General features: G+C 39.9%; 3 protein-coding genes. All 3 read right to left on the reverse strand.

The features are described 5' to 3' along the window. The coding region (locus tag DPX34_RS20105) for a tandem-95 repeat protein (protein ID WP_111980221.1) at positions 1–9,479 on the reverse strand (9,479 nt) is incomplete at its 3' end. Beyond that, positions 9,479–11,038 carry a FecR family protein gene (locus tag DPX34_RS20110; RefSeq protein ID WP_157964805.1) on the reverse strand — a complete coding sequence of 520 codons (1,560 nt, stop codon included), beginning with the start codon at positions 11,036–11,038 and terminating at the stop codon, positions 9,479–9,481. The genes DPX34_RS20105 and DPX34_RS20110, both read right to left, overlap by 1 nt. Positions 11,039–11,097: 59 nt before the next feature. Continuing rightward, positions 11,098–12,399 (reverse strand): tetratricopeptide repeat protein, encoded by a 1,302-nt coding sequence (locus tag DPX34_RS20115; RefSeq protein WP_111980223.1) that lies wholly within the window; start codon positions 12,397–12,399, stop codon positions 11,098–11,100. Positions 12,400–12,430: the final 31 nt, after the last annotated feature.

The raw sequence follows: 12,430 nt of genomic DNA on the forward strand, positions 1-12,430 counted from the left end.
AATGAACCTAAGACAACCGCACTGACCGTATCGGTATTTTCAGCAATAGTGGTTGACGATAATAAAATCGCCGTGGGCGCATCATTAGTATCAGTCAGGTTAATCGTGAAGTTTTCAGCAAATGTTGCACTGCCTGAATCCGTTACCGTTACCGTGATGTCATACGTTGCTTTCGCTTCAAAGTCTAAATTGGTTGCCGCTACAATTTGTAAGTCGTTACCATTCACGCTGAAGTAACTCGCATCCGCACCCGAAAGTGCATAGCTTGTCGTATCACTGCCGTCTTCATCAGTGGTGGTGAATGAACCTAAGACAACCGCACTGACCGTATCGGTATTTTCAGCAATAGTGGTTGACGATAATGAAATCGCCGTGGGCGCATCATTGGTATCAGTCAGGTTAATCGTGAAGTTTTCAGCAAACGTTGCACTGCCTGAATCCGTTACCGTTACTGTAATGTCATACGTAGGTTTGGCTTCAAAGTCTAAATCGGTTGCCGCTACAATTTGTAAGTCGTTACCATTCACACTGAAGTAACTCGCATCCGCACCCGAAAGTGCATAGCTTGTNGTGAATGAACCTAAGACAACCGCACTGGCTGTATCGGTGTTTTCAGCAATCGTCGTTGATGATAATGAAATCGCCGTGGGCGCATCATTGGTATCAGTCAGATTAATCGTGAAGTTTTCAGCAAACGTTGCACTGCCTGAATCCGTTACCGTTACCGTAATGTCATACGTAGGTTTCGCTTCAAAGTCTAAGTCTGCTCCAGCTACGATTTTTAAGTCATTACCCAGAATCTCGAAATAAATAGAGTCACTACCAGATAATGCGTAACTCACACTATCATCAAGATCTTCGTCAGATGTAGTTAAAGAACCAATAACAACCCCATTACGCGCATCTGTATTTTCTGCAATAGAGGTAGAAGATAAAGAGATCGCAGTCGGTGCATCATTCACATTAACCACTTCAATATCGAAGCTGTTTAATGAAACCGTTTCGGTACTATCCATCACGGAGATAACAATCCCCGTGTAACTACCAACATCGGTATTACTTGGTGTACCGCTTAATATCCCCGTCGCGCTATCGAAGGTTGCCCACGTCGGTAAGTTCGTAATGCTGTATGTTAAGGTGTCATTAACATCAACATCGGCGCCTTCTGCCGTAAAGCTATAAAGGGTATCTTCGTTAATCGTTGTCGCCGGTGTACCCGCTATCGTCGGTGCATCATTCACATTCACCACGTCAATATCGAAGCTGTTTAATGAAACCGTTTCGGTACTATCCATCACGGAGATAACAAGTCCCGTGTAACTACCAACATCGGTATTACTTGGTGTACCGCTTAATATACCCGTCGCGCTATCGAAGGTAGCCCACGTCGGTAAGCTCGTAATGCTGTATGTTAAGGTGTCATTAACATCAACATCGGCGCCTTCTGCCGTAAAGCTATAAAGGGTATCTTCGTTAATCGTTGTCGCCGGTGTACCTGCTATCGTCGGTGCATCATTGATTGCATCGATCGTGACATTGACTGCCAATTCTACAAAATCTAGGCCGTCAAACGCATGAAGAGTAAAAGTATCTTTACCTGAGTAGTTACTGATTGGAATATAAGAGATGGTAGGAGATGGACCTGTACCGCTTACACTGGCCGTACCTAAACTAGCTTGAGAAGATAAAACCCACTGAATTTCATCACCATCAACATCAGACGCAAAAATAGAATCCGCTAAATTTAGTAAAGCATTATCTTCATTTGTATTAACATCAAGAGTAGAGCCGTTTGTTAGTACAGGAGCGTCATTAACACTGTTGACATATACATTAAAGCTATGGTTTTCAACTATATTTCTATAGTTTGTCGTTGTAAAAGTAACAGTATCAGTGCCAAAAAAGTTTTCGTTAGGCGCGTAATATAACGTGCCATCCTGGTTAGCGACGACAGCACCATTAACGGCATTAAGATCAGCAACCGATACAGTTGCATGACCAGATAATACACTTAATGCGCCTGCTGAATCTTCATTTACAATAAAAGAAAGTACATCGATTACGCCATCATTACCCACATCAACATCTGAATTATCGCCAATTTGGTCACCATCGCTATCAACACTTTCTAAGCTATCATTCGGAAATGCATCAGCATTATCACCAATCGTATCGCCATCACTATCATATTGCTCTGTTGCATCAAATGGATACGCATCAAGATCATCAATAACACCATCGTTGTCGTTATCATCATCATTGATATCGGCAACACCATCGCCATCGGTATCTAAAAATGCGATACCAGGAATATCAGCATCATTATCGTTCGCATCTTGCTCGGTCGGCCAACCATCTCCATCAGCATCGGTAATAGCAGAAAGAGATGGGTCAAATGGGAATTGATCATCAACATCTAATATACCATCGTTATCATCATCATTATCACAGGCATCACCGGTGCCATCTTTATCAAAGTCAGATTGATTAACATTGGCCACTACGGGGCAGTTATCAGATTCATTTCCAATCGAGTCTTTATCAGAATCAAATCGTTCATTCGGGTCAAGTGGTACCGCATCTGTCGCATCTAATACACCATCACCATCTGTATCGATATTTTTTGGATCGGTTCCTAATTCAACTTCATCTACATCACTTAACGTATCATTATCGTCATCAGTATCGATAACATCACCTAGACCATCACCATCATAATCTTCAAACTCTGTAGCATCATATGGGAATGCATCATTTACATTCAAATAGCCGTCACCATCGATATCTAAATCAGCATTATCACCAATTGTATCGTTATCCAAATCCTTCGTTTCAGTGCTATCTAATGGGAATCTATCATTTTCATCGACTACCCCATCATTATCATCATCTAAATCAAGATCATTACCAATACCATCGAGATCAGTATCAACAAAAAGGGTTCCTGGGTTATTGCTATCGGAATCATCAGGATCTTGACCATTTGGCCAGCCATCATTATCTTGGTCTGTTGCATTGAATGCCGTTTTATCTAATGGGAAGTCATCATCGATATCAAGATGACCATCACCATCATCATCATCATCAGCGTTATTACCGATGAGATCACCATCGGTATCAACAGCCTCAGCTTTATCAAATGGGAAAGCATCATCAACATCATCAACACCATCATTGTCATCATCAGCATCAGACTTAGCATCATTGATAGTCGAAGTACGCAATCCAGAAGTATCTAAAATATATGCGACATCAGGCAGACCATCTTTATCAAAATCTTTATCTGCACTGGCATCATCAGGGAATGCATCTTTAGAATTGTAAATGCCATCGCCATCACGATCTGGGTTAGTTTGTGCCGCTTTTACTTCTATACTGGTTGATTCGTCAGCTAGCGTCGTAGTATCAAGTGATGTTTTACCCGTTTGCGAAGTTTCACTAATAATAAGGTTTTTAACACCTGCAACGGTTAATGGATTCCCATCACTATCAACTGCATTCGGTACAGGTAATGTACTAGGATCTTGTTCAATTATTTCCAATGCATTTGCTGAATAATCACTTGAAACCTGACCATCGACCTGACCATCGATTTTACCATCGGCTAAATCTTTAGCCATCGTTGCAATAATTTGAACGGTTGAAACGCCTTGTTCAGAATTTAATTGCTGCATTTGATAGATAACAGCAGAGAAAGCTTCGACCGCACTTCTATATTGCGTTGCAGTAACCTGCTCTGAGGCTTCATCTGTCGCATCGTTAAGCAATGGAGGTGTATTAAAGATATCAACCGTTTCGTCTGAACCAAAGCCCATTGTTGATTTAACTTGATCTGATGCAACATCAATATTATTTAATAATTCAGCATCTGATGTAGATTGCGACAACGCTAAAATTGAAGCCATTGACGTTAATGGCGTTGCATAAAAGTTTTGACCAGAATCAAGCATATCTTGAGTCACAAGTGTATAAACTTGTGTAATGATAGGCTCTACACCCGTAGTGATATCAACCGTGTCTTCATCATCGATAATCTCTAACAAGTAAGGTGGTGACATTGAATTATCAAATGTCAGACCAAAAATTGCAGCGGCAGCATCCGTTTCGCCGGTAGTGATTAAAGCGCCTTTATAGTCACTGGCCTGATAATCAATCGCATATAGATTAACGGTTGCGAATGCCATAGGCCCCTTGACACCACCACCTGCAGCGGTTACAGAAGAACTTCTTGTTTCATCATAAGGAAATTCGTCTTCGGTATCATTTACACCATCATTATCGTCATCTTGGTCGGCGTTATCACCGATTCCATCTTCGTCATAATCAGCATACTCACTTGCATCAAGAGGGAATACATCTGATGAATCATTTACACCATCACCATCATCATCTTCATCACAAGCATCACCTAAGCCATCGGTATCAGTATCAAGCTGATCGGTATTTGTTATTGCAACGCAGTTATCTGAAGCATTTTTAACACCATCATTATCATCATCACCTTCAAGTACATTAACTAATACTGTCGCAGACGCTGATAATCCAGCTTGATCTTCAATGGTATAATTTATGATATCTGTACCGCGAAAATCTTGCTGCGGTGTAAATTGAATAACACTTCCGGTTATCACCACGCTACCATGATCCGCGCTTGCAGAAAGAATAGAAAGGACATCACCTTCATCAACATCTGAATCATTCGCTAACACAGGGATAAGAATGAGGGTATCTTCTTGTGTTACAGATACATCATTTTTAGCTTCAGGTGCATCATTCGTATTATTTACGACAATTGCAAAAGCGGGTAATGCAGAACTAATAGTGCCGTCATTAACAAAGATCGAAATATCTGAATGAAGACCCACTTGATCATTATCAGGAATACCGCTTAATTCCCCCGTCGTCGAATTAAAGGTGGTCCAGCTTGGTTGATTTACAACACTGAAACTTAAAGTATCACCTACATCAACATCACTTGCGGTTGGTATAAATACATAAGTTGTATCTTCATCAACACTGGTAGCCGGTGTACCTGAAATAACAGGCGCATCATTAGTATTGTTTACGGTAATGCTAAAGCTTGCTAAATCAGCAGTTAATACAGTATCTGAAACTGAGATAACGATGTCTTTAAACTCACCAACATGGCTATTATCTGGCGTACCTTTTAACTCACCTGTTGTGGTATTAAACGTTGCCCAGCTTGGTTGATTTACAACACTGAAACTTAAAGTATCGCCTACGTCAACATCACTTGCGGTTGGTATAAAGACATAAGTTGAATCTTCATCAACACTGGTAGCCGGTGTACCAGAAATAACAGGCGCATCATTAGTATTGTTTACGGTAATGCTAAAGCTGGCTAAATCAGCGGTTAATACAGTATCTGAAACCGTGATAACGATGTCTTTAAACTCACCAACATGGCTATTATCTGGTGTACCTTTTAACTCACCTGTTGTGGTATTAAATGTTGCCCAGCTTGGTTGGTTTGCAATACTAAAGCTTAAGGTATCACCTACATCGACATCACTTGCGGTTGGTATAAACACATAAGTTGCATCTTCATCAACACTGGTAGCCGGTGTACCTGAAATAACAGGCGCATCATTGGTATTGTTTACGGTAATGCTAAAGCTTGCTAAATCAGCGGTTAATACAGTATCTGAAACCGTGATAACGATGTCTTTAAACTCTCCAACATGGCTATTATCTGGTGTACCTTTTAACTCACCTGTTGTGGTATTAAACGTTGCCCAACTTGGTTGGTTTGCAATACTAAAGCTTAAGGTATCACCTACATCAACATCACTTGCGGTTGGCATAAACACATAAGTTGCATCTTCATCAACATTGGTAGCCGGTGTACCTGAAATAACAGGCGCATCATTGGTATTGCTTACGCTAATGCTAAAGCTTGCTAAATCAGCGGTTAATACAGTATCTGAAACCGTGATAATGATGTCTTTAAACTCTCCAACATGGCTATTATCTGGTGTACCTTTTAACTCACCTGTTGTGGTATTAAACGTTGCCCAACTTGGTTGGTTTGCAATACTAAAGCTTAAGGTATCACCTACATCAACATCAACATCACTTGCGGTTGGCATAAACACATAAGTTGCATCTTCATCAACACTGGTAGCTGGTGTACCTGAAATAACAGGCGCATCATTAACGTTAACAACATTAATGGTTTTAGGTGTAATACCTACTTTTTCACCTGAGGTATCTGTCACAAAGATGGTAACACCAGGGTATGAACCAACATCACTGTTACTTGGTGTTCCTGATATCTCACCTGTTGAGGCGTTAAAACTTAACCATGAAGGTAAATTTGTTACGGTAAAAGTAAGCTCATCATCTATATCTACATCAGTAGCTGTCGGTACAAAAATATACACTGCATCTTCGTTAGCCACAGGGTTTAAATTCCCCGAAATAGAAGGCGCATCATTTACATTAATAACATCAATAGAAAAAGCGGCTAAAATCGCCGAAAACTCACCATCTGAAACAGAAATATTAATATCATTGTACGCTCCAACATGACTATTATCTGGCGTGCCAGTCAAAGCACCACTAGCAATGTCAAAACGAGCCCAACTAGGTAAATTACTAACTGAAAAATTAAGCTCATCGCCAGCATCAATATCCACGACAGTCGGTATAAAGCTATAGGATGCATCTTCATTAACAGAATTAAGCGGTGAACCACTTATTGTTGGCGGGTTATTACTATTGACCACTTCTATATTAAACGTAGCCAGCGTATTTGATGCGCGTTCCGCACTATCATCCACTACAGTGATAGCAATATCATTATAAAAACCGATATCGTCATTACCCGGTGTACCACTTAACTTACCTGTCGAGGTATCAAAAAGAGCCCAACTTGGTTTATTAATTATAGAAAGCGTTAAAACATCACCAAAATCAGGATCATTAATGATCGGTGTAAATTCATATAAATCATCCTCGAGAACGGATGTAGCAGGCGTACCGGTGATCGTGGGAGCATCATTAATCTGCGTTACTGTAACGGTAATAGAATCAGCCGCTTTCACATTACTACTGTCAGCAATTGAATAGGTAATGGTGGCAACACCGGTAAAATTAGCCGATGGTGTATAAATTAACGTCTTACCTGAGTTACCAATTGAATAAGTCGCCAATGTATCACCTAAAACAATAGGCTCAACAATCGCTAATGTTTCGTCACCGATATCATTTTCTAAAGGCGAAAGTTCAATCGAAGTATCTTCAGCCGTTGTCGCAAAATCAGGGTTGGCGATAGGTAAACCATCTTGCGCAAAAACATTAATTTGCACAGTTCCAATCGCTGAGGCACTTTCAATATCACTAACTCGATAGGTAAACGAATCAACCCCCACAAAGCCAATATTGGGCGTGTAAGAAAAACCGCCATCCGCATTAAAGCTCAGTGTTCCATTAGATGTTTCACCAACCAAACTTGCAACTAATGCGCTCGTCACGGTTTCTTGATCAATATCATTACCCAACACGCCAGCCGCACTAATAACTAAAGGCGTAACTGCAGAATCCGATATTGAAAGTTCATAAGAATCATTATTCGCGATAGGCGTATCATTTACCGGGTTAACCGTGATCGTCACGCTCGCTTGTGCAACAGCAGTCGTTATACCATCAACCTTTTGGCTCACCTGATAAATAAACGAATCTTGGCCAAAAAAGTTAGTTTCAGGAAAGTAACTAAAGACCCCAGTTGCGGTATCAAAAGACGCTAATGTGCCATTCGACGTTAAACTCACTAATGATACAGAGATATCACCATCGGTTGGCAAAATATCATTAACTACAACACGGCTTTCAAACTCCGCATTAAGCACATCGTCTTCATCGACAGAGTAAGTATCTGCTGCAGCCGTGATAGGTGCAACACCAGAGTTAACAAAAACAGTCGCAACGCCATTCGTTACGCCACCTTGATTATCAATAACAGCATAAGTAAAAGAAAAACTATCAGGCGCTAATTCACTATCGCTTAATGTAACCGTGAAACCACCGTCGGTTTGCAGCTCAACAAGGCCAAAACTAGGCGCTTGTACAAGCGTAATATCGACACTTAATGCATCACCCTCAATATCTGAATCATTAATAAGTAAAGTATTCGCAACAAAATTAAACGAACCCGCTGTTGAAGTCGCAATTTGCAGTGACTCATCAAGCACAATCGGGGCATCATTTTCCGCGTTGATTTGAATGTTTAATTGCGCGCTAACATCACCGCCTCTATTATCAGATACAACAAAATTTATACTTTCAGTGCCTGATACATTTAAATTCGGTGTATAAGTAAAGGCTCCGCTCTCAGCTAAGGTAAATGCACCTAATGCACTTTCGCCCGTCTGGTTAGTTAAAACTCTGAGTGTATCGCCATCTAAATCAGTAGCGCCGGTTAAAACATTGCCAGTTAAGCTCACATCTTCCGCTGTACTCAATTGTATATTTGGCACCGTTGGGGCAATATTTTCTCTCGGTGCTAATGCAACAATCTCAGAGAAACCTGTCTCACCACTGCCATCTAAGCCAGTAACCAGCACATAAAAAACACTTTCTCCACCAGCAACATTAAAAACCGTATTCGTGTCATCAATCGATAATTTCTGCTGACCACCCGTTAATGAAAGCGCATTACTTGCCGTTAACTGACTCTCTTGCGCTAAATAAACATTATATCGAAGATAGTTACCACTCTGCCACGACACCGCAATTTCAGAGTCATCATTTTGCCAAGCTAACGAAACACCACTCACAATATCAGGTGTCCAATTAAATGTTTGAGCGCCGGCTAATTGAACTTTTCCAATAGTTTCAGAGAGCCCTTCATCTTTATCTTGTAACCAAACTTCGAGTGTCAGTGTTTGTGCGGTTTGTGAGAAGCCAAAATCGAGTGGACTTATTCCCGTTAACGTTTGATTTAAATTATTATCATCACAAATAACCTCCGAATCATCATGACAAATTTCCAAAGTAATATCAGAATCAGAGAAGCTGAGATAAAGTGCGTGCACACCATCAGGATCAACAACATCATCTAAAGCAACCAAAAAGTTACCTTGATAAATAAAGGTTTGATTATCAGATTCAGTGGTTGCATCTTTTATGCGTATGGCAACCGAAGCATCAGTATCGGTTGCCACATCAAAGCTACCACTTGAAGCAGCCTGCACTTCATTAATAAGTCGATTAGCAAAAGGTAATAATGGTACCGCAGACCCGTTTTCAAATAAGTGAGGTACATTAAGATCAGAAACAGAAAAACCGGCTACTTCAGTCGGCTTGGTAATGACAGGAGTATCAGGTGTTGTTGAAGGTTTATCAGGCGTTGATTGACTGGTGTTTGAACTATCACCACCGCCACAAGCACTTAAAAAAACCATTAAGGCAGTAACGGTTACCGTCTTAAAAAGATGAGCATAAACATTCAGATTCATTATTTATTCTCCCCTAAGACGTACGTTCCTTTTGTGTTTATATCGCGGTTTTGCTCTTCCCATAACTCAAATTGCCCGGTTATGTTTTCACCTTTATTCGTAAAGGTACCTGAGATATCACCATCTGCTTTAATATCGTTATGCGAAGCCGCATTTATATCCATATCAATTTCACTGCTATCAAATTTCCCATCAAAAACGGCAACCCATAAGTCATTTTCAGTGCCTAATAATAACTCGCCGTCTGAAATAACTCGGGTGGTAAAATTAACAGACATAGACATTGAATTAATGTTTTGATTAGCGATGTCATTTTCGTCAAGTGAAAAGGTCGCGGTTCCTGTTCTGTTTTCGATAAAGCTAAACACATCATCGGTTGTTGATACATCATCTAATGTATTTTCTTTTGAAGCATCTTCTAATATTTTTTCATCTTCTTCACTGAAGACATCATCTTTATCGCCGTCAGAGTCGGCATCAACAATAACGATCTCAGTTTTTTCACCTAATGTAATAATTTCTAAAATTTCTTCATCCTGTTTATTTTCTTCTTCCGTATTAGCAACCTCTGGATTCTCATCTGGGCTCTCGTTACCACTAGTATCATCTAACGGATCAGTGTCATCATTATTGGCAATATTAGGTTCTTCATTTTCATTGTCAGGTTCATCTAATGGATCATCGCCTGAATCATTATTTTGGTTATCTGCTGTTTGAGTTTCATCTTCATTCGAGTTATCACCCGTTTCTTCACCACCAGCAGTTTGCTCTTCAGCTTCACTCTCTTCTGTATTTTCTTCATTACCCGCTGTTTGTTCTTCAGTTTCATTTTCTTCTGTGTTCTCTTCTGTATTAGCCGTTTGACTTTCAGATTGTTCAGAATCATTTTCGTTTTCAGCGCTTTCAGTATCCGCCGTTTGTTCTTCCTCTTCTGATCCCTCATCTTCTTCATCGTTTTCGTTATCGTTATGAGCAGAAGAGTGACCTTCGTTAAAGTTTTCAGGTGGCTCTAATAGCTCCGTGACTTCACCTGATTCATCAATTTTTGCATAAGCAAAATCTTCATTATCACCCAAACTCACTTGTTGTTCAGATCCACCAACCTCAACCGAAATATCAATAGCACCATCCCAAACAGCAATAAACAATTCACCATTAATTATTTCAATTTCGTAGTGTGTTCCACGAATACCGATACTGCCAACCGGGGTTTCTAATTTGTAATCGCCATTTTCACTTTTTAATTTACCCGTAACCGTTCTTATCCCACCTGAAATTAAATTCATTACCGCTGAACCTTTATTTTTTTCAGCGTCATATTCATATTTTGATATTTCTAAATGTGTATTTTCTTGCAGTGCTAACATACCACCGTCAGACATTCGTAATTGAGCACGGCTATTCGCCCCCGTAATTACCGTATCAACATCATAAATCGGAGAACGACGTTTTAATTTTCTAGTTTTGTCATCATTGTTCGCTTTAACATCACCTCGAGCAAGAATGGTTTTACCCGCGGCTTCTAATGCACATAATTGAGTAGGTAATAATAAAACCATTATGCTAGCCAGAGAAATTACGAGATTATTTAACTTTTTCATTTTATTCATCCTGGCCATTAGAATTTATACAACACGCCGGTGGTGGCAATTTTTTTATCAAAATCATAAAGCACAACATTACTGTCTTTAAAGGCCCCTCTAAGGCTCGTCATCCAAATCCAGTTTTCTGCAATACTCATGTTAAAACTTAAGCCGATATTCAAAGTTAGATCTTTACGTTTTTCAAAAAAGGAGAGTTCAGCATTATCAACTTGCCTAAAGCGCATATCATCATTGAAATGTTCACTGTGTAATAAATCTACGCTGCTGGTTAACATGCCAAAACGTTGGATAAACCAATTATTACGGTAGCCTATGCTCATTACATTTCGCTCGTTATGCTGAGAATCAATCGATAAACTATCGACTCGTTCCATTGCAAAGCCAACGCTGTATGCATGCATCATCACACTTTTACGCTGCGCGTAAGTTAAACGTACTGTGCCGGCATTAAGGTCAAGTAAATTATCAAGTTGATTATCGGTGTGCGAAGCATTCAGAGACAGGGTTAAGCTATCTGAATGATCAAGCTGCCAAACATTATCGAGCATAACGCCCATCAAATTTTGATAGTGCTGACCCGCTAACCAAAACGGTTGAAAATAGACCATTGCTTTATAACTACGGTTTGGCTCGTCACCTTTACCTTGATACGAAACTGAGATATCAGAACTCGTTTTTTGAAATTGATTAAATTCAGAATAAGTCGTGTCAGATACAGCAACCGATGCCGTGATGGTATCGGTTTGTGTCATAGGATAATCATAGTTAAGCTGAGCTCGTAATTGTGTTTGCGTATCCGACTCGATACCAAAACTAAATGGAATCAATCCAAGCCCTGGCAGTGGCAACTCAGTTTGCTCATCACCTAAACCAGAATTAACATTTGTATCGTAGCCATATAACGCAAAAACAGAGCCATACAAACGTTCACGTTTACTTAAAATTTTAACATCCATCAAATTAATATATTTATTGATCTGATTAACCACATTCGGACGAGGTTTTAATAAGATGCTTTGTTTAAATTCACGGCGAGCGGCTTTGAAGTTATCAACTTCATAATAAGCAATTGCCAGGGCAATTCGCGCTTTAAGGTTTGTAGGCGTATTAACAATAACACGTTCAAAAGCAAAAATAGCTTTTTGGTGATTTCCTGATTTTCGCGCCGCGACACCATATAAAAAATCAAACTCGGGATCACCAGCCCACTCTTCAAACGTTTTTTCACCCAATTCAAACGCCGCAACATTTTGCTTTTGTTCAATCAATAACGATAATTCAGCTCGTGGGTCAACCGCCCATACCGATGAGCTCATAAAAAAACTAGCACTAAGTAAAAAAGCACTT

The organism is Algibacillus agarilyticus, assembly GCF_003286125.1.
GTDB lineage: Bacteria > Pseudomonadota > Gammaproteobacteria > Enterobacterales > Alteromonadaceae > Algibacillus > Algibacillus agarilyticus.

What these genes read in the sequence shown, in the direction of transcription:
- DPX34_RS20110 (WP_157964805.1), bottom strand. Translation starts at nt 11,038, where the DNA reads ATGGTTTTATTATTACCTACTCAATTATGTGCATTAGAAGCCGCGGGT.
- DPX34_RS20115 (WP_111980223.1), bottom strand. Translation starts at nt 12,399, where the DNA reads ATGAGCTCATCGGTATGGGCGGTTGACCCACGAGCTGAATTATCGTTA.